Annotated in this window: 20 protein-coding genes, 1 tRNA gene and 2 pseudogenes; 17 read left to right on the top strand and 6 right to left on the bottom strand. The window is 75.1% G+C overall.

Translation table 11 applies throughout. The annotated features are described in order from the left end of the window. Positions 1-68: 68 nt before the first annotated feature. Positions 69-269, top strand: a pseudogene (locus tag ACI79Q_RS06890) (GNAT family N-acetyltransferase); the annotation flags it as partial. Positions 270-398: 129 nt separating this feature from the next. Here the strand turns inward: ACI79Q_RS06890 and ACI79Q_RS06885 are convergent. Both ACI79Q_RS06885 and ACI79Q_RS06880 read right to left on the bottom strand, forming a co-directional pair. Then, complete coding sequence (locus ACI79Q_RS06885; protein ID WP_456587652.1) at positions 399-2,297, bottom strand: ABC transporter permease; 1,899 nt, start codon at positions 2,295-2,297, stop codon at positions 399-401. A gap of 10 nt (positions 2,298-2,307) precedes the next feature. Next, positions 2,308-3,087 (bottom strand): ABC transporter ATP-binding protein, encoded by a 780-nt coding sequence (locus ACI79Q_RS06880; protein ID WP_456587651.1) that lies wholly within the window; start codon positions 3,085-3,087, stop codon positions 2,308-2,310. Between the two features lie 432 nt (positions 3,088-3,519). Here ACI79Q_RS06880 and ACI79Q_RS06875 point away from each other — a divergent pair, with 432 nt between their 5' ends. The 11 genes from ACI79Q_RS06875 to ACI79Q_RS06825 all read left to right on the top strand — a co-directional run bounded on the left by ACI79Q_RS06875 (position 3,520) and on the right by ACI79Q_RS06825 (position 15,966). Continuing rightward, positions 3,520-3,810 carry a hypothetical protein gene (locus ACI79Q_RS06875; protein ID WP_456587650.1) on the top strand — a complete coding sequence of 97 codons (291 nt, stop codon included), beginning with the start codon at positions 3,520-3,522 and terminating at the stop codon, positions 3,808-3,810. Positions 3,811-4,217: 407 nt separating this feature from the next. Next, entirely contained in the window at positions 4,218-6,992 is a 2,775-nt protein-coding gene (locus ACI79Q_RS06870) for an ATP-binding protein (protein WP_456614430.1), read from the top strand. 1,225 nt (positions 6,993-8,217) lie between these two features. Further along, entirely contained in the window at positions 8,218-8,412 is a 195-nt protein-coding gene (locus tag ACI79Q_RS06865; RefSeq protein WP_456614429.1) for a hypothetical protein, read from the top strand. After that, entirely contained in the window at positions 8,409-8,612 is a 204-nt protein-coding gene (locus ACI79Q_RS06860) for a hypothetical protein (protein ID WP_456587647.1), read from the top strand. Before ACI79Q_RS06865 ends, ACI79Q_RS06860 begins: the two co-directional genes overlap by 4 nt. A gap of 79 nt (positions 8,613-8,691) precedes the next feature. Further along, positions 8,692-9,594: a helix-turn-helix domain-containing protein gene (locus tag ACI79Q_RS06855; protein ID WP_456587646.1), complete on the top strand. Its 903-nt coding sequence runs from the start codon at positions 8,692-8,694 to the stop codon at positions 9,592-9,594. 171 nt (positions 9,595-9,765) lie between these two features. Then, a complete protein-coding gene (locus ACI79Q_RS06850) occupies positions 9,766-10,449 on the top strand; it encodes an amidohydrolase family protein (RefSeq protein ID WP_456587645.1) in 684 nt (227 codons plus the stop codon). Positions 10,450-11,016: 567 nt separating this feature from the next. Beyond that, positions 11,017-11,808 (top strand): SDR family oxidoreductase, encoded by a 792-nt coding sequence (locus ACI79Q_RS06845; RefSeq protein WP_456587644.1) that lies wholly within the window; start codon positions 11,017-11,019, stop codon positions 11,806-11,808. A 367-nt stretch (positions 11,809-12,175) separates the two neighbouring features. After that, a complete protein-coding gene (locus tag ACI79Q_RS06840) occupies positions 12,176-12,505 on the top strand; it encodes a hypothetical protein (RefSeq protein WP_456587643.1) in 330 nt (109 codons plus the stop codon). Then, the gene (locus ACI79Q_RS06835) at positions 12,502-14,214 is read left to right on the top strand and encodes an FAD-dependent oxidoreductase (protein WP_456614428.1); all 1,713 of its coding nucleotides are present in this window, start codon (positions 12,502-12,504) and stop codon (positions 14,212-14,214) included. Before ACI79Q_RS06840 ends, ACI79Q_RS06835 begins: the two co-directional genes overlap by 4 nt. Then, positions 14,211-15,629 carry an ATP-binding protein gene (locus tag ACI79Q_RS06830; protein WP_456612677.1) on the top strand — a complete coding sequence of 473 codons (1,419 nt, stop codon included), beginning with the start codon at positions 14,211-14,213 and terminating at the stop codon, positions 15,627-15,629. Before ACI79Q_RS06835 ends, ACI79Q_RS06830 begins: the two co-directional genes overlap by 4 nt. Then, positions 15,547-15,966: a UBP-type zinc finger domain-containing protein gene (locus ACI79Q_RS06825; protein WP_456614427.1), complete on the top strand. Its 420-nt coding sequence runs from the start codon at positions 15,547-15,549 to the stop codon at positions 15,964-15,966. The genes ACI79Q_RS06830 and ACI79Q_RS06825 overlap by 83 nt, the downstream gene beginning before the upstream one ends. Before the next feature lie 275 nt (positions 15,967-16,241). Here the strand turns inward: ACI79Q_RS06825 and ACI79Q_RS06820 are convergent. Further along, positions 16,242-16,574, bottom strand: a pseudogene (locus tag ACI79Q_RS06820) (transposase); the annotation flags it as partial. Between the two features lie 292 nt (positions 16,575-16,866). Continuing rightward, positions 16,867-16,940: transfer RNA gene (locus tag ACI79Q_RS06815), tRNA-Gly, on the bottom strand. Positions 16,941-17,106: 166 nt separating this feature from the next. Between ACI79Q_RS06815 and ACI79Q_RS06810 the strand changes: the two genes are divergently transcribed. From ACI79Q_RS06810 to ACI79Q_RS06800, 3 genes are read left to right on the top strand one after another with little or no spacing between them, the layout of a single operon-like run. After that, complete coding sequence (locus tag ACI79Q_RS06810; RefSeq protein WP_456614426.1) at positions 17,107-18,234, top strand: glycosyltransferase family 4 protein; 1,128 nt, start codon at positions 17,107-17,109, stop codon at positions 18,232-18,234. After that, positions 18,231-19,337: a glycosyltransferase gene (locus ACI79Q_RS06805; RefSeq protein ID WP_456614425.1), complete on the top strand. Its 1,107-nt coding sequence runs from the start codon at positions 18,231-18,233 to the stop codon at positions 19,335-19,337. Before ACI79Q_RS06810 ends, ACI79Q_RS06805 begins: the two co-directional genes overlap by 4 nt. After that, the gene (locus ACI79Q_RS06800; RefSeq protein WP_456587624.1) at positions 19,334-20,062 is read left to right on the top strand and encodes a GDSL-type esterase/lipase family protein; all 729 of its coding nucleotides are present in this window, start codon (positions 19,334-19,336) and stop codon (positions 20,060-20,062) included. Before ACI79Q_RS06805 ends, ACI79Q_RS06800 begins: the two co-directional genes overlap by 4 nt. On the opposite strand, the gene ACI79Q_RS06795 is transcribed toward ACI79Q_RS06800, so the two are convergent. Beyond that, positions 20,039-21,019: a patatin-like phospholipase family protein gene (locus ACI79Q_RS06795; protein ID WP_456614424.1), complete on the bottom strand. Its 981-nt coding sequence runs from the start codon at positions 21,017-21,019 to the stop codon at positions 20,039-20,041. The genes ACI79Q_RS06800 and ACI79Q_RS06795 overlap by 24 nt on opposite strands. 82 nt (positions 21,020-21,101) lie before the next feature. Here ACI79Q_RS06795 and ACI79Q_RS06790 point away from each other — a divergent pair, with 82 nt between their 5' ends. Together ACI79Q_RS06790 and ACI79Q_RS06785 are read left to right on the top strand one after the other, a co-directional pair. Continuing rightward, positions 21,102-22,223: a sensor histidine kinase gene (locus ACI79Q_RS06790; RefSeq protein WP_456614423.1), complete on the top strand. Its 1,122-nt coding sequence runs from the start codon at positions 21,102-21,104 to the stop codon at positions 22,221-22,223. Next, positions 22,220-22,879 carry a response regulator gene (locus ACI79Q_RS06785; protein ID WP_456587621.1) on the top strand — a complete coding sequence of 220 codons (660 nt, stop codon included), beginning with the start codon at positions 22,220-22,222 and terminating at the stop codon, positions 22,877-22,879. The genes ACI79Q_RS06790 and ACI79Q_RS06785 overlap by 4 nt, the downstream gene beginning before the upstream one ends. A gap of 236 nt (positions 22,880-23,115) precedes the next feature. Here ACI79Q_RS06785 and ACI79Q_RS06780 read toward each other — a convergent pair whose 3' ends face one another. After that, on the bottom strand, positions 23,116-23,985 hold the full coding sequence (locus ACI79Q_RS06780; RefSeq protein WP_456599497.1) for an alpha/beta fold hydrolase: 870 nt from the start codon (positions 23,983-23,985) through the stop codon (positions 23,116-23,118). Positions 23,986-24,252: the final 267 nt, after the last annotated feature.

The raw sequence follows: 24,252 nt of genomic DNA, 5'->3' as shown, positions 1-24,252 counted from the left end.
GGCAGACCGCCCTGCACGCTTGAGACCTCGCGGGATCGTCGAGGAGCGGAGGGCACAGGCAGGTCGAGATGACCGACGACAGCAGGCAGCACCGGTACGAGGGCCGGGCCGACGGGGGGCTGGCCGTGATCGCGGAGTACATCCGGACGGCGCAGCTCGAGGTGTTCAGGCACACGGAGGTGCTGCCCGGTTACGAGGGCCAGGGCGCCGCCTCGGACCTGGTGCGCCAGGCCCTGGACGACGTGCGCAGCCAGGGCCTGGAAGTGCTGCCGCTGTGCCCTTCGTGGCCGCATGGATCGGGCGCCACCGGGAGGAGTACGGCGACCTGGTCTACCGTTCGCGCACCACGCTCACCGTCGAGGTCGACGCCGCGGGGCGGTGACCGCGGCGCCGCGTGGCTACTCGCGGGCGGCCAGGAGGGAGACCGGCGCGGGACGCGTGGCCGACCAGGCGGTGAGCGCGCTCGTGATGCCGGTGACGACGAACGCACCGACGCCGACCGCGGCCACCAGTGCCCACGGCAGGGCCACGGTCACCGTCCCGGTGACCGTGGCGGTGGTGGCGGCCACCGCGGCCAGGGTCCCGGCGGCGGCCAGGACGCCGAGCAGGAGACCGATCGCGGTGACGACCCAGGACTCGGCGAGGGCCATCCGCAGCACCTGTGCCCGCCGCAGCCCGGTGGCCCGCGCGACGGCGAACTCCCGGCGGCGCGCGCTCCCGGCGATGACCACGGCGTTGACGACGCCGATCACGGCGTAGAGCCCGCCGAGTCCCGTGACCACGAGCAGGATGGCGGTGTTCGTCTCGCTGCCGCGCTCGGCGCTGCGCTCCAGCCAGGCCTCCAGAGCGCTGACCGTGCCGAGGGCGGCCAGGGACGCGCTCACGCGCTGCGCATCGGCGCCGTCCTCGAGGGCGATGAGGATGCGCGAGGGTGCGCTGTCCAGCACCTGCTCGGGCACCAGGCCGGCAGGCAGCAGCAGGCTCGCGCCGCCGCCCATCGCTGCGGGCACCGCGGCGACGACGGGCAGCCGCCCCAGGTCCACGTCCCCGACCCGCACCCCGACGGTGTCCCCGGGCGAGACGCCGAGCGCTCCGGGGCCCGCGGCCACGGCGCGACCCTCCAGCGCGGCCAGCGAGCCGCTGCCGCGATGCACGGCCTCGTAGCCGGCCGGGTCGACGACCAGGCCGCGAGTGATCTCGGTGAAGGCCGTCTCGCCGGTGCCCGTGGTCAGGGCCACGGGGACGTCGACCTCGGTGGAGGCGGTCGCCACCCCGTCGAGGGCTACCGCCCGAGAGCCTTCTGCCCCGGTCGTCTCCAGCACCAGGTCGGCTGCGGTGGTCCTGCGCTGCTCGGCCTGGCCGGCGACGGCGAAGGAGGTGAGCGCGCCGGACTGGCCCAGGACGAGGCCGACCAGCACGACCAGCGGCGCCGCGGTGGAGGCGCTGCGGCGCACGTCGTCGCGGAGGTTCGCCCGGACCAGCCGAGCGAGCACGCCGGACGAGCGCACCGGCAGCAGCTTCGCCGCGGCGGGAACCACGAGCGGCGCGAGCGCGGTCAGGGCGAGGGCGGCCAGGACCGACACGCACATCGCCATCGCCTGGCCCCCGGCGGGACCGCCGAGCGGGGCCAGGACGACCAGGGCCGTGGCCCCGGCGGTCAGGAGCAGGCCGCTCACCCAGCGCCCGCGTGTCATCACTTCCGCTGCCTCACCGGTGTCGCGCAGAGCCTCCAAGGGCTGCACCCGTGCGGCGCGGCGCGCGGCCACGAGCACTCCCGCGACGGCGAGGCCGACCCCTACCGCGGCCGAGACACCCAGTGCCCAGGTGCGCCACTCGCCGGTGAAGCCGTCGGGCACGAAGTCCAGCGCGGCCAGCGACCAGGACTGGAAGGCCATCACCGCCAGGCCCACCGGTACCCCGGTGACGGCGCCGACGCCGCCGAGGAGCACGGCCTCGCCGAGCAGCAGTCGCCGGACTTGGTGGCGGCCGCCGCCGACCAGGCGCAGCAGCGCGAGATCGCGGCGGCGCTGGGCGACGGCGAAGGCGAACGTCGTGCTGATGATGAAGACGGCCAGGAACGCCGACAGCGCCAGCGTCACGGCGATCACCGTCACCGCCACCACGTTCGCCGCGTCGAACCGCATCTGCTCCACCGGCGACAGCCCAGCCGGGGCGTCGAGGGTGGCGGCGGATATCAGCAGCAGCAGGGACGACTGCACGAGGGCCACGCCCAGGCACACCGTCAGGGCCGCTCCCACGAAGAGCGTCCAGCGCTCGGCCAGTCCCGCCCAGCTCAACCGCAGCACCTCAGCCCTCCAGGGAGACGAGGCGGTCGGCCACGGCAGCGGCGCTGGCGCCGACGAGCCGGTCGGCGATGCGGCCGTCGCGCAGGAACACCGTGGCGTCGGCGCGGGCGGCCGCGGCCGGGTCGTGGGTGACCATGACGATGCTCTGGCCGCGGTCCACCACCTCCCGCAGCAGCTCGAGCACCGTGCGCGCGGCCCGGGAGTCCAGCGCGCCGGTCGGCTCGTCGGCGAAGAGCACGTCGGGCCGGGTGACCATCGCCCGCGCGATCGCAACCCGCTGCTGCTGGCCGCCGGACAGCTCGCGGGGGCGGTGCCCGGCGCGATCACCCAGCCCGACGGCGGCCAGGACGTCGCGGACCTGCGAGCCCGCGGGGCGGCGTCCAGCCAGCTGCAGCGGCAGCGCCACGTTCTGCTCGGCGGTGAGGGAGGCGACAAGGTTGAAGCTCTGGAAGACGAACCCGATGCGGTCGCGGCGCAGGTCGGTGAGCGCGTCGTCGTCCGCGGTGGTGATGTCGGTGTCGCCCAGGAGCACCTGGCCGGAATCCACCCGCTCCAGGCCCGCCGCGCAATGCAGCAGGGTCGACTTGCCCGAACCCGAGGGGCCCATGACCGCCGTCCAGCTGCCGCGGGGGAACGCGACGCTGACGTCGTAGACGGCGCGCACCGCGGCGGCTCCGCTGCCGTAGGTCCGGCTGACGCCGCGCAACTCCACGGCGGAAGTGCCCGGGCGCGGCTCCAGCAGTTGGGCCGCTCCGGGCCGACCGGTCGTGCCGGTACTCATAGGGCCTCCTGTCGCGGGCAGCTGCCGGCCGGGGTGGGTACCGAGGCCGGCGCAGTACTGCCATCGACCGGCAGCGTCGCGTGGGTGCCGCGGCCGAGCCAGGTCCCGGGACTCCCACCCTGGGCGCTCCCGAGCGGCCGCCGGGTGGAATGGCAGGGCCTCCCGCCGGAAGGGCAGCCGGGAGGGGGCGGTCGTCCCTCATGACCTCCGTCGAGGAAGGCGCCGCCATGACGCCCCAGCAGGCACTCCAGCCACCGCACCCACCCGGCGGCCCCCGGAGGCGCGCATCCGCCGGGCGCTGCCAGCGGTGCCGGGCGTGCTGACCGCCGTGGGGGCCGTCGGAGCCCGTGTGCGCGAGTCCACCCGTGGTACCAGCCACGGATCCTCCCGTCAGGGGACGAGAGACCGTGCTCGCATGGCTAGCGTGCAGGCATGCGTGATATCGAGAACATCGATGGTCCTCTCGTGTGCCCTTCCTGCGGCACTCAGCTGCCGAGAACCCACACGGATCAGGACACTTCCCCGGTCGCGCCGTCCGTGCGGGTCTGGATGACCGAGCAGAGCTGGGACGAACCACGCTTGACGCGCGACGTCTACGCCCAATACCTGGTCGAGTACGCCGGCGAAGCGGTCGATCGTGCGCGGTTCGTGCGCGACCTCAGGCGGTTCGGGGTGCAGGAGGAGACCGACGCCGGCGGTCGCCGGGTCCTCACCTGCCCCTGAGCGGACGTCCGGCACCGGCACGCGCTGACGAGCACCGTTGACCTCGTGTCGGCGGCGGTGCCGGTCCCCGTGCCGGGGTGGCGAGGGTGAGCCCGTATGCAGTCGGCCGGACGGTAGGAGCGGTAGGGCCCCCACGCCGGCGTGAGACCCCGGAGGCTGCGGGGCACGCGTGCACTCCGACGGGCCGGAGCAGGCCGACACCCCGGAGGCGTGGGAGGCGCTCGCGCGGCTGGTCGTCGCGGGGACGTCGCGTCCTCGTCCTCGCAATTTCTCCCCTGGAGCAGGTACGGGCCGCGTAGCGTGACCTCGCGACGCGACACGTGCGGAGAACGTGTGCTCAGCGTCATGTCCGGTGCCCGGCGGGCCGAGCTGTAGGGGGCGCGGACCGGCTGATCGGAGGGGGGAGCGTGGCGCTGTACGGGCGGGAGCAGGAACTGGCAGTCGTGCATCACCTGCTGCGTTCGGCCGGTGAGGGCCGCGGCGGCGCGCTCGTCGTGAGCGGGGCAGCCGGGATCGGCAAGTCGGCGCTCGTCGCAGAGGCCGTCGGGGCAGCCGGCGGGGTGCGGGTACTTCGCGCCACCGGCACCCAGTTCGAGGCCGACCTGCCCTTCGCCGGCCTCCACGAGCTGTGCTCGCCGCTGCTGGAGCACCTCGGTGAGCTGCCCACCCTGCAGGCCGACGCGCTGCGCAGCGCCCTCGGGCTGGCCGGGCAGCCGACCGCGCCGGAGGCCGCGCTGCTGATCGGCGCCGGTCTGCTGGCGCTGCTGGGTGCGGCAGCACGGCGGCAGCCGGTGGTGTGCGTGGTCGACGACCTGCAGTGGCTGGACCCGGCCAGCACCAAGGCCCTGGCCTTCACCGCGCGGCGCCTCGACGGATTGGCCGTGGCGCTGCTGCTGGTGGTGCGCGACGGCGCCGGCGGCCCCGGGACCCCGAGCGCCCTCGACCGTCTTCCGTCGCTGGACCTGGCTGGCCTACCCGAGCGGGAGGCTCGTGCGCTGCTGGCCGCGGAAATGCGAGCCCCGCTCGACCCGCGGGTGCGCGACCGGGTGATCGCCGAGGCGCGCGGCAACCCGCTGGCCCTGGTGGAGCTGCCCCGGACCTTCGGCCCGGCCGAACTGGCCGGTGGCTACGCGCTGCCGGGCGACGAGTCGGTGTCCAGCGTGCTGGAGGACAGCTTCCAGCACCGCTTGGCCCTGCTGCCCGCGCCGTCACGAACGTTCACCACTCTGGCCGCCGCCGAGCCGACCGGGGACCCGGCGCTGCTGTGGCGGGCGGCGGAGATTTGCGGGTTGGGGCCAGAGGCCGGCCTGCCGGTGGAGGCCACCGGGCTGCTGTCCCTGGGGACGCGCGTGCGCTTCCGCCACCCGCTGGTCCGCTCGGCGGTGTACCACGCCGCCGGCCTGGGTCAGCGGCGTGCGGCCCACCGGGCGCTGGCGCAGGCCACCGACGCGGTCACCGACCCCGACCGGCGGGCTTGGCACCTGGCGCTGGCCGCCGACGGACCGGATGAGGCCGTCGCCGTGGAGCTGGAGCGCTCCGCGGACCGTGCCCAGGCCCGGGGCGGTCTGGCCGCAACGGGTGCCTTCCTCGAACGCGCCGCCGTCCTGACACCCGATCCGGCCCGCCGGTCCGACCGGCTCCTGGCAGCCGCCGACGCCAAGAGAGCGGCCGGGGCGCCGGAGGCTGCGCTGGGGCTGCTCGCGGTCGCGGAGGGCGGGGCGCTGGACGGGCGGCAGCGGGCGCTCGTGGAGGTGCTCCGGGCCCGCGCCGCCTTCGACCAGCGCCGCGATTCCGGCGCGGTGCGGATGTTGCTCGAGGCGGGACGTTCGGCAACCGCGGTGGGACCCGTCGCAGCGAAGGAGGTGCTCTTCGAGGCGTTTGCCGCCGCCGTCTTCGCCGGCCGGTTCGCCGACCCGGACCTGATGCGGGGGCTCGCGGCGGCGGAGCGGGCGCTGCCTGCCTCCCCGGGCCCACGGCGTCCCGGAGAGGACTTGTTCGCGGGTCTGCTCACGCAGGTCACCCGGGGCCGCGCCGCCGCTGCGCCGCTGTTGCGCAGCGGGGTCGACGCCTGTCGCACGGCCGCGGACGAGCTCTTCCACTCGGGGTGCCTGTGGATGGCGTGCAGCGCGGCACAGGAGCTGTGGGACGAGGAGTCCTTCCGAGCCATCGCCGAGCAGCAACTGCAACGGGTCCGGCGCTCGGGGGCGGTGGCGTCCCTGCCGGTGGCGCTGAACTACCGCGCGCTCGTCCACGTCCACGAGGGGGATCTCCGCGGGGCGCAGGTCCTCGTCGACGAGGCGATGCGAGTCGCCGCGGAGCTGGAGGCGCCGCCGCTGCAGTCCGTGGCCGTCACGATCGCCGCATGGCGGGGCGACGAACTCCGCACGGCCGAGCTCGTGCGCGCCGGCACCGCCGACGCCCTCGCGCGGCAGGAGGGCCGCATGCTGACCGCGATGGAGTACGCCCCCGCGGTGCTGCTCAACGCGCAGGGGCGCTACGCCGAGGCCCGCGAGGCCTGTCGGCGGGCCGTCGAGCTCGATGAGCAGAGCTTCGGGGTCTGGATCGGACCCGAGTTCATCGAGGCGGCAGTCCGCTCGGGCCGGCCCGAGGAGGCCGTACCCGTGCATGAACGGCTGCGCGCTGCCGCGGACGCCGCCGGGAGCGACTGGGGTCTGGGGATGGCCGCCCGCAACGCGGCCCTGCTCAGCGGCGGCCCACCGGCCGAGGAGCACTACCTCGAGGCGCTGGAGCGCCTCCGGCGTACGGGGACCGCGTCGCAACGGGCGCGGACGCACCTGCTGTACGGGGAGTGGCTGCGCCGCGAGGGCCGCGCGCGCGAGGCGCGCGGGCAGCTGCAGGTGGCCCTGGACGGGTTCTCGTCCATGGGCGCCACCGCCTTCGCCGCGCGCGCGACACGGGAGCTGGCCGCGGCGGGAGGGCGGGCCCGGGTCCGCGCCGCTGCGGGACCGGCGGGCCTGACACCGCAGGAGCTGCACGTGGCGCGGCTCGTGGCGGGCGGCGCGACCAGCAAGGAGGTCGCCGCGGAGTTGTTCCTCAGCCCACGCACGGTCGACGCCCACCTGCGCGGCATCTTCGCCAAGCTCGGGATCGTCTCCCGCCGGCAGCTGCGTGGTCTGCCCGGGCTGCTGGACGCGCACGGCAGCGTGGAGGAGCTCGTCTGACCCCGCCCTGCTGTCGGCGCCGGTCACCCTGTTCGGTCCCCGACGGCGCACGTCCCGTGTGGAGGGGAGGCAGGGCTACCCGATGACGCTGCGCGGACGGGCGGCGGAGCTGAGGGTGGTCGGGGACCTGCTGCAGGCGGCGGGGACTGGTCGCGGTGGCGTCCTCGTCGTGCGGGGCCTGCCGGGATCGGCAAGGCGGTGCTCGTCGCCGAGGCCACCACGGCCGCGGAGCCCGGGCTGAGGGTCCTCGAGGCCAACGGCATGGAGTTCGAGTTGGAGCTGCTGTCCGCCGGGCTGCACCAGCTCTGCCGACCGCTGCTGCAGCACCTTGAGCATCTGCCGGCGCCCCAGGCCGCCGCCCCCAGGTGCGCCCTGGGGCTCGACGCGGGGCCGGCCGCACCCGGTACGGGTCTGCGCGCGGGCGCGGGCCCCGACGAGGTGGTAGCCGACGAGCTCGAGCGGTCGGCGGGGCCGGGCCCACCCGGTCAGCCGCACCCGGTGCCTGCTGGAGGCGACGGCCGCCGAGCGCGCCGCGGGAGCACCGGCGACGGCGCTGCAGTTGCTGTCACCGACGGAGGACGCCGGCCTGGACCCTGAGCAGGGCGCGTTGGCGGTGGCGTTGCACGCCCGCACGGGGGGCCCTGGACCAGCGCCGGGACGCCGGAGCAGTCGGCCTCCCGCGGGACGCCGCGCACGTCGTCGCCGGGACGGACCCGAAGGCCGCCCGCGAGGCCCTGCTTGAGGCGTTCGGCGTGGCCACGTACGCCGGGCGCTTCGCCGGTCCGGACGTCGTCGCCGGGATCGCGGCCGCGCTCGGTCCCTCCCGTCGCGGAGAGACTGCGCCTGGCCGCGGACCTCCTGCTCGACGGGCTTTTCGTCCTGGCCACCCGCAGGCGCGCGGAGTCCGCCGACCTCCTGCGCCAGGGGGATCGACATGTACGTCGACCGCGACGGTCCCTGAGCACCGTGGGCGGCCATGTAGGTGATGACCACCGAGGCGAAGCGGCCGCCCTGCTTGGGAGCGTTCTCACATCAGGGGGCGGCGCTCCGGTGGCCCCCGCCGACAGGCCCGAAAAGCCCCGAGGAGACCAGTGACCGACGTGACACTCGCAGTCATCTACTACTCCCCGACGGGAACCATCCACGCGATGGCCCGGCGGGTCGCTGAGGCGGGCGAGAAGGCCGGTGCGGAGGCCCCTGGGCCGTTCCCGTTGTGGTGCAGGTCGTGAGAGAACCGGGTGCCAAGGCATTCGTCTACGCCGGTTCCGCCGCAGCGGACAGCTTGGTGGCGTCCGGTGACGTGGTGGCCCGGGGCGCACCGGCCCGGGCCTCAGAGAAGGGCGAGCGCAGCTTCCTGTGCATCCGCGACGGTGAGCAGTGCCTGTTCTCGGTCGGCAGCGGCGAGCGGATCGACCCGTGAACCGCCCGCACCTGCCGGGCCGACGCCCCACCGACCACGTCACCGCGCGGGCCCGGGAGAGCGCCTGCTGGGCGGAGTTCACGCTCCTGGCGGACCGTGGGCCGGAGCAGATCGCGACGGAGATGGCCCGTGCCACCGAGCACGGCGACCCCGCGCCGGGTGGCAGCGGCCCCGGCGGGGCCGGCGAACGGCTGCGGTGAGGTCCCCGTGCTGAGGGGTGGAGCAGGAGGGCTGCGGACAGGGCCGCCGTCGCGGTCCCGTGCAGGCACCGCCACCGACGTGCTGCCGGGTGCGGTCACACCGCCACCGCTGGGCGACTTCCTGCGGGCGATGCGCAGCCGGCTGCGCCCGCAGGAAGTGGGCCTGCCGGCCTCGCTGGGCCACCGCCGGGTCCCGGGGTTGCGCCGGCAGGAGGTGGCGGAGCTTGCCGGTGTGAGCCTGGACTACTACACCCGCATCGAGCAGGGGCGGGTCGGGGAGGTCTCCGGGGCCGTCCTCAACGCCCTGGCGAAGGCGTTGCGGCTAAGCGCGGACGAAACCGCGTTGCTGCACCGCCTGGGGGCCCCGTCCCGTTCGGTGCCGAGGCCGCGTTCGGAGGGACGGCTGCGGCCCGGGACCACGGGGATGCTGGCGTGGCTTACCGTCCCGGCGGCCGTGGTGAACCACCGGATGGACGTCCTGGCGGACAACCTGCCGTTCCGGCTCCTCCTGGCGCGGCCGGGTGGGCGCCCGGAGGCGGTGGGGAACCTCGTGCGGTGGCACTTCTTGGACCCCGGGGCACGCGACCTGCTGCCGGGGTGGCGGGACAGCGCCGCCGCGGCGGTCGCGGGCCTGCGGCTGAACCGGGCCCGAAACCCGGACGACCCGCTGCTCGACGCGCTGATCACCGAGCTGTCGGGCCGCAGCGCCGAGTTCTCGCGGATGTGGGCGGTGCCGGAGGTGACCGGCACCTTCCACGGGCGGTGGACCGTCGAGCACCCGTGGGCCGGGACCTGCCTGCTGGACTACCAGGCGCTGCCGCTCCCCGGTGAGGGCGTGTTCCTGGCCCTGCACACCCCCGTGCCTGGAACAGGCTCGGAGGCCGTGCTGGACCGGCTGCTGCGCGCCTGGAACGGGCCGCCGGCGGGCTTGTCCCGGGAACGGGGACGTCAGGGGCTCCCGTGTGCCGGCTGCGGGAGGTGAGGTGCGGGTGGAGGCCGGGCGGGACGTGCCGGGTCCTCCTGCGGCATGGCACGGGCGAGCACGCGCCGGTCGCCGTGGGCCTGGGCGTGGTGGTGTACCGGCGCCACGGCCCGGCCGGTCGGCCCCGCTCGCCTCGACGTGGCGGCGGGGCATTCGTCGTCGTCGCCCGCGGTGTTCGGCGCATCCGGCTCCGAGGCGGTCCTGGGGTGGGAGCGCGCCGGTCTGCTGTCCCCTGACGTCACGCTCATCCACTGCACCGGACTGACCGGCGCGGCGTGGGAGGCGATCGGACGCACGGGGACCACGGTTGCGCTGGCCCCCACGTCGGATGCGCAGATCGGCCTGGAGACGGCGGTCCCGGCCGTCGACGAGGCCCTCGAAGCGGGTGTCCGCCCCGGGCTGAGCATCGACGTGGAGGTGGCGCTGTCCAGCGACATGTTCACGCAGATGCGCGCGTTGCTCGCGATCCAGCGGATGCGTGCGGTGAGTTCCGCCTACGGCACGGACCGGGCCCCCCGGCGCATCGGCGTGCACGACGTGCTGGACATGGCGACCCTGCAGGGTGCGCGGACCAATGGCCTGGGGGACGTCACGGGGTCGCTGACGCCCGGCAAGCAGGCGGACCTGCTTGTCGTCGACGCCGAGGACCTCAACACCATGCCCCTCAACGACCGCGTCGGGACCCTGGTGCTCGGTGCGGACGCCCGGAACATCACGCCGGTGTTCGTCGCCGGGCAGGTGCGCAAGTGGGGTGGCCGGGTCCTGGACGTCGACCTCGACGCGCTGAGGGAGGAAGTGCGGGCCTCGCGGGATGCGGTGCTGCACCGGGTACGCCGGTCGGGCGTCGCGGTCTGACGACTCGTCCCACGACGTCCACGGACGGCGTGGGACGACGTGTCGACGGTAGTGGCTCTCCGCGGTCGTAGCTGAACCTGCAGTGGGTCAACCCCGACGCGCTGGCCGGATGGCCAGGTCACCGATCTCCACGTCCTCGGGTTGATCGGTGGCGAGCGCGACCGAAGCGTCCAGTCAGCGGCGCCCGTCACGTCCAGGGCGGGGAAACCTCCTCGCGGACCAGGCCCTCCAGGCCCTCCTGCACCGCCCGCAGCGGTGTCGCGGCTCTAGTCGGCCGTGCCGCCGCGGCCGGTCCGGGGGCGAGGCCGGTCACCCCCAGCGCGGCCGCCGCGGCGAGCGCGCACCCCGGCCGGGAGGCGGGGTACCCGGGGAACCGCAACCCGGGCTGTGGTCGGTGTCGTCGCGGTGCTGCGGAACTCCGACTCGCGCCGCCGAGGGCGGTGCGCGGGCCGCCGTGCGCGAGCGGGACGCTGCGCGGGTGCGCCAGGACCCCACCACGGTCGCCACCGTGGTGGGTGGGTGCGAGAGGGCCATGTTCTTCCCGCGTCTGCGAGGCACCGTGGGACCATGACCGAGCTGACGCAGACCACGCTGATCTCCGGTAGCCCGCTCGCGGGCCGTGTCGCCGTCGTGACCGGCGCCTCCAGCGGAATCGGTGCCGCCACCGCGGCGCGCCTGGCGGCCCTCGGTGCGCGGGTCGCGCTCCTCGCCCGCCGCGCCGAGCGCCTCGAGGACCTGGCCGGCAGCATCCGCGCGGGCGGCGGGACCGCCCTGCCGCTGCCCGTGGACGTCACCGACCGGGAAGCCCTCCTCGCTACGACCCAACGCATCCACGACGAGTTCGGCCGGGTGGACCTGGTGTTCGCCAACGCCGGGCGACAGCGCATCTCCTCCATCACGGACCTGCGCGTGGAGGACTGGGACGACCAGATCGACCTGAACGTCAAGGGCCTGATGAACACCATCGCCGCATTCGTGCGCGACCTGGAGCAGGCCGCCGTGGACGGCCGTCCCGCCGACCTCATCACGACGTCCTCCATCGCAGCCGTCCGCGTCCTGGAGCGGTTCCAGGTGTACTCCGGCACCAAGGCCTACGTGACCCAGCTCAGCCGCCTGCTGCGCACCGAGCTGGGCCGCAAGAAGGTGCGCGTCTCCACCGTCGAGCCCGGCATGGTCGACACAGAACTGCCCGACCACGTCACCGACCCCGAGGCCAGCGACCTCATGGCCGGCCTTCTGAAGAACATCGACGTGCTCTCCGCGCAGGACGTGGCCGAGACCGTGGCGTTCATCGCCGCCGCACCCCGGCACGTCAACCTCACCGAGATCACCATCCTGCCCACCGAGCAGGTCATCTGAGGATGACACGGGATGCCCACCGTTGCCGACACCTGCGCCGCTGCCTGACCTCCGTCGATGGCCAGGGACGACGAACTGGCGAACCTCCTGCGGGCCAGGCGGGCCGCTGCCTCGGCAGCGGCCCGGGGCATCTCTTCCTAGGGGACGCGCCGGGTTCCCGGGCTGTGCCGTGACGGGGTCGCCGGCCTCACCGGCGTCAGCACCGACTACTGCACACGGCTGGAACAGGGCCGCGAGCGGCCCCCTTCGCCGCAGCTCCTCGATGCGTTCGCACGCGCCTGGACCTCAACTTCGAGCAACGCCAGTACGCCTAGGGTGGGATTGTGGGGGCCTCCCTCCCGCACACCGGTCCGGGCAAGCTCGCCGCATGACCGCCCTCGACAGCCTCCGGCTCCTGCTCGACGCAGCGAACGCCGAGGACACCGAGGGGTTCCTGGGTTCCTTCGCCGCCGACGCCGTCGTGGACGACGACGGCCGCCTCTTCCAGGGGCTGCTGCAGATCGCGGAGTGGAACCTGCGCACCGTCATCGGTGTGCGCGCCCGCTTCCACGTGCTGGGGATCACCGAGGTGCCCGGTGGCGCGGCAGCCGACGTGGAGATCGGTGGTGGAGGCCGCAACGGCCGCGGCCGCCTGACGGCGCAACTGCAGGGCGGGGAGATCCAGGTCCTCACTCTGCGCCCGCAGGTGGGCGGATGACCGCCCTGCCCGCGCCCCCGCCCACCGGTGCGGCACCGGACGCGCGCCCGGTGCTCGTCAGCGTGGACGACGACCCGGCGGTGGGCCGCGCCATCACCCGGGACCTGCGTCGGCGCTACTCCGGGACCTACCGCGTCCTGCGCACCGGCTCGGGCGCGGAGGCCCTCGATGTGCTCGAGAAGCTCACGCTGCGCGGGGACCGGGTTGCGCTCCTGCTCGCCGACCACCGCATGCCGGGCATGACGGGAGTGGACTTCCTCGAGAGATCCCTCGACCTGGCCCCCGACGCCAAGCGGGTCCTGCTGACGGCATACGCGGAGACCGACGCCGCGATCCGGGCGATCAACGACGTGGACCTCGACCGCTACCTCCTCAAGCCCTGGGACCCCCCGGAGGAACGGCTGTACCCGCCGCTGGACGAATTGCTCGCGCAGTGGACCGCCGAGGTCCGTCCGGGTGTCCCCGTCGCGGTCACCGTGGTGGGCCACCGGTGGTCGGCCCCGACGCAGCAGCTCCGCGAGTTCCTGACGCGCAATGGAGTCCCGTACCGGTACCACGACGTGCACGGCGCGGAGGCCGGGAGGCTCCTGCGCATCGCCTGCATCGACCCACGTGCAGAGCAGCTCCCGGTGGCGTTACTGCCGGACGGCGAGGTGGTCCCGGCGTGCCGGCCCGCCGACCTGGCGCGCCGGGTCGGGCTCTCGACGACGGCGGGCCTGCCCTTCTACGACGTCGTCGTCGTCGGTGGTGGCCCCGCCGGGCTCGGCGCAGCGGTGTACGCGGCCAGCGAGGGACTGCGGACCCTCCTGGTGGAGCGGTCCGCCACTGGCGGGCAGGCGGGGCAGAGCAGCCGGATCGAGAACTACCTCGGGTTCCCGCAAGGCGTCTCCGGTGCGGACCTCGCCGAACGTGCCCGTCACCAGGCGCTGAGGTTCGGGGTGGAGATCCTGACGACGGTGGAGTGCACCGGTGTCGAGGCCCACGGCGAGGGCCGTACCGTGCAGTTCGCCGACGGTTCCACCGTTGCCTGCCACGCCGTGGTGCTGGCCACCGGGGTGTCCTACACGTCGTTGCCGGCGCCCGGGATGGAGACGTTCCTCGGCAGGGGCGTCCACCAGGGCGCCGCCGCACACCAGGCGGCGGACTGTGCCGGGGAGACGGTGTACGTGGTGGGCGGGGCGAACTCCGCCGGGCAGGCGGCGCTGCACTTCGCCCGGCACGCCGGGCGCGTGGTGCTCCTCGTCCGTGGCAGCTCACTGCGCAGGAGCATGAGCGAGTACCTCGTGCAGCGGATCGAGGTGTCGGAGCGCATCGAGGTGCGCACCGGTACGGAGATCACCCGAGCCGAGGGCGGCGAGCACCTGGAGCGGCTGCACCTGCGCTGCAACGCGACCGGTGTGGTGGAGGCCGTCCCCGCCTCGTGGCTGTTCGTGTACATCGGCGCCGCTCCCCGCACGGAGTGGCTGGGGGAGGCCTTCGCGCGCGACCCGAAGGGGTTCCTCCTGACGGGTCCGGAGCTGCTGGGCGCACAGGGACGTCCGCCGGCGGGCTGGACGCCGGACCGGCAGCCGTACCTGCTGGAGTCGAGCGTGCCGGGGGTTTTCGTCGCCGGCGACGCACGGGCGGCGTCCGTGAAACGGGTGGCCTCCGCCGTCGGCGAGGGCGCCCTCGCCGTGAACCTCGTCCACCGGTACCTGGGGGACCTGTGAGCGGCCACTCCACCGTCGCGGTGGAGGAGCTGCGGACGCTGTTCCTGTTCGAGGAACTCGCCGAGGACCAGCTGCGCTGGCTGGCCCGGCGCGGTGACCGCCGGACGTACCCGACCGGCGCGCTGGTCTTCTGCGAGGGCGACCCCGCCGACCACCTGCACGTGCTCCTCGACGGCGGGGTGCGCCTGTCGCAGCGAGCCGCGGGCCAGGAGGTGACGATCAGCGCGACCACCCAGCGCGGCGCCTACGGCGGGGCCATGCGCGCGTTCGTCCCCGGGGCCGAGCGGACGTACGTGCAGACCATGCGCACCACGGTGGCGAGCAGCTTCTTCCGGTTGCCCGCAGCGGACTTCGCCGCGTTCGTGCGCGCGCACATGCCCATGGCGGTGCACCTGCTGGACGGCCTGTTCGCCGGTGTGCGCGCCAGCGAGGCGACCGTACGGCGCCGCGAGCACCTGGCGAGCCTCGGCGCCCTGTCCGCGGGACTAGCACACGAGTTGAACAACCCCGCCACCGCCGCCGTGCGCGCCGCGGACCAGTTGCGTCGGCACGTCGACGCGCTGCGCCGCCACCCCCTCCTGCTGGTTAGGGCCGGAGCCGACACTACGAGCCTCCAGCGGCTGCACGAGCTGCACGAGGCGGTCCGGGCCACCGGGGGGAGGGCCAGCACGGGCGCCCTCGGGCGGGCCGACGAGGAGGACGCGGCGCGCGATCTCCTCGCTGCCGCCGGGGCCACGGAGCCCGACGAGGCCGCCGGCGTACTCGTCGCGGCCGGGCTGGACGCTCGGCGCGTCCACGGCATCGTCGAGGAGCTCGATGGCGGTCCCGGCGCGCGCGCACTGGACTGGCTGGTGGACGCGCTGGCGGCGGAGTCGCTGCTGGACGACATCGCCTCGTCCACGGGGGCGATCTCGGCGCTCGTCGCGTCGGTGAAGCGGTACGCCCACCCCGGCGGTCCGACGGCCCACGAGGTCGACGTGCACGAGGGTCTGGAGAACACCGTCACGATGCTGGGTCACAAGCTCGCCGGCATCTCCGTGCGGCGCGACTACGACGCCGAGCTGCCGAGGGTGACCGCGTACGGGGCCGAGCTGAACCAGGTGTGGACGAACCTCCTCGACAACGCCGCCGACGCCCTCGCTGGCAGCGGCTCCGTGCTGCTGCGCACCCGCGCTGCGGATGGCGAGGTGCAGGTGCAGGTGACCGACGACGGACCGGGGATCCCGGAGGACGTCGTCCCTCGGCTGTTCGACGCCTTCTACACCACCAAGCCGCCCGGGGCCGGCAGCGGGCTCGGGCTCGACAGCGCACGGCGGATCGTCGAGGACCACCATGACGGAACGCTGCTCGTCAGCAGCGGACCACAGGGCACGACGTTCACCGTCACCCTGCCGGTCGACCGGCGGCTGCCATGACCCGCAGGACCGACGAGAGCGGGGAGGACGGATGAGCGGGACCGGCGGTGGGTGCCCTCACCTGGACGACATCGACCTGGGGGTGACCCCCAGCGCGCCGGGCTGCGAGGACTGCCTGCGCTCCGGTGGGCGGTGGGTGCACCTGCGGATGTGCGCCAGTTGTGGGCACATCGGATGCTGCGATTCCTCCCCGAACCGGCACGCGACCGCGCACGCCGACGGTACCGGCCACCCCCTCGTGCGGTCGTTCGAACCGGGCGAGGAGTGGTTCTGGTGCTATCCGGACCGGATCGCCTTCGAGCTGCGCGGGGCACCCCCGGCGCCCTCACACCCGTAGGGACCGCACACCCGGAAGGCAACCCGCACAGGACGGAGCCGACCGGGCATTACCGTGACCGACAACGCCGAGATGCACCGTACGAGGGCTGTGACCGGCGCGACGACCGAACTCCGCTTTCCGCCGACGCTGATCGCACGCGAATGGGCGAACCGATCGTTCGATCCACTTCAACGCCTAGCGGGGTCGGCGTCCTGCGGCAAGCCCCGGGAAAGCCCAGGCGGTCAAGCCCGGTGGCGTGGTGTGTGACGGCGACCGCGTCATCTTCATGTTGGTCAGGCGCTGAGCGCCGGCATGGTCATCTCCTCGGTGCTGTCGTCTCTGTCAGGGACGGGGCGCACTCGGCAGCGGGCGAGGACGTCGAGGCCGAGGTAGCGGCGGCCTTCGGCCCATTCGTCGTGCTGCTCGGCGAGGACGGCGCCGGCCAGGCGGATCACCGAGTCGCGGTCGGGGAAGATGCCGACCACGTCGGTGCGCCGGCGGATCTCCCGGTTGAGCCGCTCGGAGGGGTTGTTGCTCCAGATCTGCCGCCAGACCTCCATGGGGAAGGCGGTGAAGGCGAGCACGTCGGCTCGGGCGGCCTCGAGGTGCTCGGCGACCTTGGGCAGCGTATGCGCCGTCAAAGATCGCCGAGGTCTCCGTCGCCGCTGCCGGAGACGCTGCCGTCGCCCACATCGTTGAGATGCTCGCATCGGTCCGACCGGCTGATGGTTCAGCCGCGGCAGGTGCGTCCTAGTCGTCGTCCTCGCTACTGGCGCCATGCCTCGGCGCCTAAGGCGTGCCTCAGGCAACGGCCAAGAGCGGACGTCAGCGGTCAACAAGGGGCGGATCACTGAGGCGCAAAAGTGGCGCCGATGCCGAGTTGAGCTGGACAGACGGGTGTACGAGCTGGTCAGTGCCTGGAGCGGGTGACCGGGATCGAACCGGCATGGCCAGCTTGGAAGGCTGGGGCTCTACCATTGAGCTACACCCGCGGAGGTGCCAGGACAGCGTAGCTCCCCCGGAGACCCGCCTGGTGACCGCACCCGCCGCCACCGCGGCGTCCGGCACCGCCCCGTTGCTGAGACTTCCCGATGGGTTCAGCAGACCTCTCCCCGCAGGCCGCCGAATGGGTGCTCGGCTTCCAGCACGCTGCCGGGTATGCGCATAGCGATCGTGACGGAGTCCTTCCTCCCGCAGGTCAACGGCGTCACGAACTCGGTCGTGCGGGTGTGCGAGCAGCTCCGCCGGGGTGGGCAGCAGGCGCTGGTCGTCGCGCCGGGCCCCGGCCCGACGGAGTGGGCCGGGTTCCCGGTCGTCAGGACGCCGTCCTGCTCCGTTCCCGGCTATCGCGGCTTCCGGGTCGCACTGCCCTTCCCCGCGATGGCCGCCACCTTCCGGGCCTTCCGGCCGGACGTCGTCCATCTCGCCTCCCCGGCGGTGCTGGGGGCGCAGGGGGCGAGCGCGGCTGTGCAGCTGGGCATCCCCTCCATCGCCGTCTACCAGACCGACCTGGCCGCGTACGCCGGCCGTTACCGGCTCGGGGTCGCCGAGCCGGCTGTCTGGCGGCGGCTCGCCAGGGTGCACGCATCCGCCTCCCGGACCCTGGCGCCGAGCCGGGCCGCGGTGCGCCAGCTCGAGGAGCACGGTGTTCCCCGCGTCGCGCGGTGGGCGCGCGGTGTCGACCTCGAGCGCTTCGCACCGTCCCGTCGCGACCCGGAGCTGCACCGCGCCTGGGCGCCGGAGGGCGAGCTCGTCGTCGGCTACGTCGGCCGGCTGGCACACGAGAAGGAGGTCGGCCTGCTGGATGCGCTCCAGGGCCTTCCCGGCATCCGCCTGGTCGTGGTCGGCGACGGGCCGCAGCGGCGGCAGCTGGAGCGCCGGCTCGGCAGGGCTGTCTTCACCGGCCTGCTGTCGGGCGGCGACCTGGCGGCCGCCTTCGCCTCCCTCGACGTCTTCGTCCACACCGGCTCCCACGAGACCTTCTGCCAGGCCGCCCAGGAGGCCCTGGCCAGCGGGCTGCCGATCGTGGCCCCGGCCGCCGGCGGGCTGCTCGACCTCGTGCAGCCGGGTGAGAACGGGCTGCTCTTCGACCCCGGGGACGCGGTCGGCCTCGCCGACCGCGTCCTGGCCCTGCGGGACGACCCGGACCTCCGCGACCGGATGGGCCGTCAGGCCCGGCGGTCGGTGCAGGGGCGCACCTGGGAGGCGGTGACCGGAGAGCTCCTCCGGCACTACCGCGACGTGATCGACGGAGTCCGCGGCGCCGAGCAGCGGGACGCCGCGTGAGGATCGTCCAGGTCGCCAACTTCGTCACCCCCACCTCCGGCGGGCTCCGCACCACCCTGCGCCACCTGGCCGAGGGCTACGCGGACCACGGGCACGAGGTGGTGCAGGTCGTGCCCGGCGACGCCGCCGCCGAGACGGCCACCCCGTGGGGCCGCCGGCTGACGTTGCGGGCACCGCTGGTCGGGGGCACGGGCTACCGTCTGCTGGTCGACCTGGCCGCCGTCCGCCGGGTGCTCGAGCGGGTGGCGCCCGACGCGGTGGAGGTGCACGACCGGACGACGCTGCGCGGCCTCGGCCGCTGGGCCCGCGCCCGGGGCGTGCCCTCGCTCGTCGTCAGCCACGAGCGGCTGGACCGCTGGCTCGGCCAGTGGCTGCCCGCCCCGCTGCGGCTGGACGCCCTGGCCGATCGCTCCAACGCCCGGCTGGTGCGGACCTTCGACACGGTCGTCTGCACGACGGAGTGGGCGGCCGAGGAGTTCGTCCGCCTCCGCGCCCCGCGGCTGGAGGTCATCCCGCTCGCCGTCGACCACGCGACCTTCCCCGCCCGCACGTCACCGCGACCCGGTCGCCGGCCGCACGACCCGGTCGCGCTCGTCCTTGCCAGCCGGCTCTCCCGCGAGAAGCACCCCGAGGTGGCGGTCGCGACCCTGCGCGAGCTGCTCGCGCGGGGAGTCCCGGCGCGGCTCACCGTCGCGGGGGACGGGCCGATGCGGCGCGACCTCGAGGCGGCGACGCGGGACCTGCCGGTCGAGTGGCTCGGCTTCGTGCCCGACCGGGCCCGGCTCGCCGGTCTGCTGGCGGACGCCGATGTCGCGCTCGCCCCCGGGCCGATCGAGACCTTCGGGCTGGCGGCCCTCGAGGCGCTCGCCTGCGGCACACCGGTCGTGGCGGACGGTCGCTCCGCGCTGCCCGGCGTGGTGGGCGGGCCGGGACGCGCCGGGGTGGGTCCCGCGGCCCTCGCCGGCGCCGTCCAGGAGCTGCTCGCCGTTCCCGAGGACGTCCGGCGGACGGCGGCCCGTGCCCGGGCGGAGGAGTTCTCCTGGGAGCGGACGGTCCGCGGCTTCCTCGCCGTCCACGACGGCACGCGGGTCGGTGTGCCGTGACCGTGGTGACCGCGCTGGGCGACAGCTTCACCTGCGGCGAGGGCGTCGGCGTCCGGGTGGACCCCGACGCCACGTGGGTGGCGCTGCTGGCCGGGGCGTTCCCCGACGGCCGGCTGGTCCGGCTGGCCGAGCCGGGAGCGCGGGTCGCCGACGTCCGCGACCGCCAGCTGCCGCTGGTCCCGGGCCGGGTCGACGTCGCCACCGTCCTGGTCGGCCTCAACGACGTCGGCCGGTCCGGCTTCGACGCCGGGCGCGCCGCGGCCGACCTGCTCACCGTGGTCGCCGCGCTGCGGGAGCGGGCGGGCACCGTCGTCGTCGGCCGGCTGCACGACGCCGTCTCGCTGCTGCCGCTCCCGGCGCGGATCGCGGCCGCGTGCCGGCTGCGGCTCGCGGCCGTGAACGGTGCCGTCGACCGGGCGGCCGCGCTGGACGGGGTGCACGTGGTGGACCTCGGTGCGGTGCCGGTGCTGGCCGACCCCGGCGGCTGGTCGGTCGACCGCATCCACCCGAGCCCCGCCGGGCACCGCGGCATGGCGATGGCCGCCGCGGAGGCCCTCCGGGGCGCCGGGCTCCCCGTGGGCCCGATCGGCGAGGGGGAGACGCCCCGCGGGGCCTCGCGTCGTGCCCGGGCCTGGTGGGCGGCCCGGCACGGGGTGCCCTACGCCGCCACGCACCTGGGCGACATCGGCAGGCCGCTGGCCTCAGCGATGCTCCGCCGCGGCTGACCCGGCCCAGGTCTGCGCGGCCAGCCACCGGTGCGTGACAGCGCGGCCGGCCTGGAGCAGCTCGGCGGACCGGGTGGCGTCGCGCGGGCCCTCCGGCAGCACCGGGAGCAGCCCGGCCGCCCACGCGTCGGCGATGTGCGGGACCACGTGCACGCGTGGGTCGTCCAGCGCCTCGCGGACCGCGGCCCGGTTGGCCACGGTCCGCGCCACGGTGAACGCCTCCAGGACGGTGCCCAGGGCGCCGATGGCCCCCTCGACCGGCGGGACGTACGGCGCCAGGTCCGGGTCCACGGGAACGCCGCACGCCTGCCCGGCGAGCACCTCCGAGGTGGCGGCGCACACGTCCGTGCGGCCGGTCACCGGGGACAGCCCGCAGTCGAGGACGAGCACCCGGTCGCCGGGGCGGGCCCGCTCCAGCGCCGCCCCCACGGGAACCCCGTCGAGGATGCCGGCGTCGACGTGCCGGTGGCCGTCGCCCAGCCGGACCGGGCGGAACAACCCGGGGAGCGCGCAGCTCGCGACCACCACGTCCTCGACGGCCCCCGCGTCGTGCCGGCGGGCGGCCGCGCAGTCCAGGCACGTCGTGGTCACGGTGACCGGGACGGCCAGATCGGCGACGTCGCGAACGGGCACCGCTCCGGCGAGGAGCCGGCGCAGCGGGCGGGCGTCCAGCAGCGCGCCCTCGCGGCGGACCGACCGGGCGACGCCGCGGACCCGTGCCGGCCAGGTGGGCCGGAGCAGCTGCGCGGCCACAGGCCCGGTCCACCACTCGGCCAGCTCGCGCGCCCGGGGGGCGTCCGGTCGGGCGGCGAGGAAGACGGCGTTGAGCGCGCCGACGGAGCTGCCGTGCAACTCGTCCGGCCGGATGCCGGCGTCGAACAGGGCCAGGAGGCTGCCGGCCTGGAAGGCTCCCATCGCGGCGCCGCCACCGAGGACGACGTGGGTGCGGGGAAGCATCGGACCATGGTGCCCCATCGGCGCCGTCCTCTCGTACTTCCGGGTGATCACGGGGGGCGTCCGGGCTCGTACGGTGACCGGCGTGAACGCCCTGCTGCGCTCGGTCTGGCGCGAGCCGAGGCCGCCGGACGCCCCCGCCCGGAGCTGGCGGGACTGGCTGCTGGCCGCCCTCGTCCCGGTCGCCGCCGTGCTCGAGGGGCTGCTCCGGCCCGACCTGCCCTCCCGCTGGCTGCAGGTCGCCGTCCTCTGCGCGCTCGCCCCGCTCCTGCTCTGGCGCCGCACGCAGCCGGTGCCCGTGCTCATCGCCTGGTTCGGCGTGCTGGCCGTGCTCGCCGCCGGCACCGGCGACCCCGACGGCATGTACACCGCCGCGTTCGGGCTGCTGCTGCCGTACGCGGTCGTGCGCTGGGGCTCGGGCGCCCAGGCGCTGGCCGGGCTCGCCGTCCTGCTGGCCGGCGCCGTCGTCTCGCTGATCCTCGGCTCGGCCACACCTGGCGACGCCATCGGCGGCGCCGCCGTCCTGCTCTCCTCGTTGGCTCTCGGCGCGGCCGCCCGCTTCCGGGCGCGTGCCCGGGCCCGCGAGCTCGACCAGGTCGCCTCGCGCGAGCGGGAGCACCTCGCCCGCGACCTGCACGACACCGTCGCCCACCACGTCTCGGCGATCGCCGTCCGCGCGCAGGCCGGGCTGGCCACCGCGGCCACGCGCCCGGAGGCCGCGGTCGACGCGCTCGAGCTCATCGAGAAGGAGGCGGCCACCACCCTCGCCGAGATGCGCGGCATGGTCCGCGCGCTCCGCCGCGACGGGCCCGCCGAGCTCGCGCCCACCCCGGGGCTCGCCGACCTGGCCGCCCTTGCCGACGGGAACGGCCTGCCCGTCGACGTCCAGGTGACCGGCTACGCGGACGCCGTCGCCCCGTCCGTGGCGGCCGCCGTCTACCGCCTGACCCAGGAGTCGGTCACCAACGCGCGCCGGCACGCCCGGCGCGCCACCCGCGTCGACGTCCGGGTGATCGTCGACGATGCCCGGGTGAACCTGCTGGTCAGCGACGACGGCGACGGCGCGCCCGCGCCGGGCGCCCCCGGGTTCGGGCTGCGCGGCATGGCCGAGCGCGTCTCCCTGCTCGGCGGCACCTTCGACGCCGGCCCAAGGCCCGACGGCGGCTGGACCGTCCGCGCCGAGCTGCCCCGGCGGGGGCCCGCGTGACCGTGCGGGTGCTCGTCGCCGACGACCAGGAGATCGTGCGCACCGGCCTGCGGATGATCCTCGACGCCCAGCCCGGCATCGAGGTCGTCGGCGAGGCCGCGGACGGCGCGGCGGCCGTCGACCTGGCCCGCCGGCTGCGCCCCGACGTCTGCCTGCTCGACATCCGCATGCCCGGCACCGACGGCCTCGAGGCCACCCGTCGGCTCGCCGGCCCGGACGTTCCCGATCCGATCCCCGTCGTCGTCATCACGACCTTCGACCTCGACGAGTACGTCTACGCCGCGCTGCGCGCCGGCGCCCGGGGTTTCCTGCTCAAGGACGCCGGGCCCGACCTGCTGTCCCAGGCCGTGCACGCCGCCGCCCGCGGGGACGCGCTGATCGCCCCGAGCGTCACCGCCCGGCTGCTCGACGCCTTCGCCGGCGCCGGCCCCGCCGCCTCGCCCGCCCAGCCGATCGACCCGCTCACCGACCGGGAGGAGGAGGTCCTCTCCGCCGTCGCGCGCGGCCGGTCGAACGACGAGATCGCCCGCGAGCTGCACATCACGCTGAGCACGGTGAAGACGCACGTCGGCAGCCTCATGGCGAAGCTCGGCGTCCGGAACCGGGTGGAGATCGCGATCTGGGCGTACGAGACGCGGCGCGTGCCGCGCCGGTAGACCGGCCGGCGGCTCTGTCGGCGAGCGTCACTTGCGCGTTTGCGCAAGCGCGACCGCAGTCTTCGCGTGCATCGAGCTGTGACCGCGTGCGTGAGAACGCTGCCTCGGGGCGGCGCCAGATGGCATCGGCTGCCGTCTCCGCCCCGGCAGGAGCCCGCCGCATGGCGCCACCTCGGTGACCCGGGCCGGTCTGCGAGCCGGTGCGGGAGAACGGCTTCCTGCGCCCTGTGGGTCGGTCAGCAGCCTCCGGCGTCCCGCCGAACGAGGCTCGTCACTGCTGCGACGATCTGCTCCGGCTGCTCATCAGGGGCGAGGTGCCCGGCGTCGGGCAGCAGCTGGACCTCGGTGTCGAGCTGGGTGCGTACGGAGGCCCGCAGGCGCGGCACCGGCAGGAAGCAGTCCTTCTCTCCGGAGAGCACCCGACGGGGGACTGCTCGCCAGCGCCGCACCGTCGCCGCCGGCAGGGGCCCTGGTGCACCGGCCGTGCGTGTGCCCCGGGCGACCAGGGTCATCCACTCCACGGCGTCATCCGCAGGACGCCGGGTGGGAGCGTGCAGGTGCTGCAGCAGACGGGCGCTGCGCGCCGGGGTCGGCCGCAGCAGCCAGGGCACCGTAGCCGCGAGGACCGCCGATCCCACCCGCAGCCGGACCAGCCCCGCAGGGTCCACCAGCACCAGTCCGGCGACGCCGGCCGGCTGGGCAGCCAGGGCGATCGCAGCGCCCAGCGAGTGGCCCATCAGCACCGCGCGATCGGTGCGCAGGTGCTCGACCAGTTCGCCGACCCAGGCGCCGTAGGCGGCCATCCGGTCACCCCCGGGCCGGGCGCCGGCGGAGAGCCCGGGCTGCCCGGGCACATCGGCGGCGACGACCCGGTGCTCGGAGGCGAGCGCGGCCAGCAGCGGCAGGCTGGTCGCTGCGTTGAAGTTGGTTCCGGGCAGGTACAGCACCGTGGTGTCGCCGCTCCCGGCGCTGAGCAGATGGGTCTGGCCCAGTGTGGTGTCCACGGCGGTCCGCTGGTGTGCGGTGTCCCAGTCGGTCAGGCGCCGGATGCACCACGCCCGGATCTCCTGGTGGGCGGTGTCGCTGCGGTACAGGGGGCGGGGCATGGATGTGGCGTTCCTTCGACGGCGGTGGCTCGGGGCGACCGCCACGAGCCCAGTCAGGGTGCCAGCTGCACCGGCACGTTCAGTCGATGACCCGGGGTGCGCTTCTGGCGGTCCTCGGATGAAACCAGCGCCACCCCGGTGGGAACCCGGACGGCGCGAAGCCCATCGAGGACGCTCGCCACCGCGTTCTCACGCACGGACGCCGCCGCAAGTTGGTTGCTCGCACGCCGCAAACCTGACGCTCGCCGACAGGCTCCGACCAAAGGA

The sequence above is a fragment of the Blastococcus sp. SYSU DS0828 genome (genome assembly GCF_054050975.1).
This window is presented reverse-complemented; position numbering and strand designations above follow the sequence as displayed.

Bases quoted from the DNA above. Each gene is read 5' to 3' on its own strand.
- ACI79Q_RS06880 (WP_456587651.1), bottom strand. From the start codon at position 3,087: ATGAGTACCGGCACGACCGGTCGGCCCGGAGCGGCCCAACTGCTGGAG.
- ACI79Q_RS06875 (WP_456587650.1), top strand. From the start codon at position 3,520: ATGCGTGATATCGAGAACATCGATGGTCCTCTCGTGTGCCCTTCCTGC.
- ACI79Q_RS06845 (WP_456587644.1), top strand. From the start codon at position 11,017: ATGACCGAGCTGACGCAGACCACGCTGATCTCCGGTAGCCCGCTCGCG.
- ACI79Q_RS06840 (WP_456587643.1), top strand. From the start codon at position 12,176: ATGACCGCCCTCGACAGCCTCCGGCTCCTGCTCGACGCAGCGAACGCC.
- ACI79Q_RS06835 (WP_456614428.1), top strand. From the start codon at position 12,502: ATGACCGCCCTGCCCGCGCCCCCGCCCACCGGTGCGGCACCGGACGCG.
- ACI79Q_RS06825 (WP_456614427.1), top strand. From the start codon at position 15,547: ATGACGGAACGCTGCTCGTCAGCAGCGGACCACAGGGCACGACGTTCA.
- ACI79Q_RS06810 (WP_456614426.1), top strand. From the start codon at position 17,107: ATGCGCATAGCGATCGTGACGGAGTCCTTCCTCCCGCAGGTCAACGGC.
- ACI79Q_RS06795 (WP_456614424.1), bottom strand. From the start codon at position 21,019: ATGCTTCCCCGCACCCACGTCGTCCTCGGTGGCGGCGCCGCGATGGGA.
- ACI79Q_RS06780 (WP_456599497.1), bottom strand. From the start codon at position 23,985: ATGCCCCGCCCCCTGTACCGCAGCGACACCGCCCACCAGGAGATCCGG.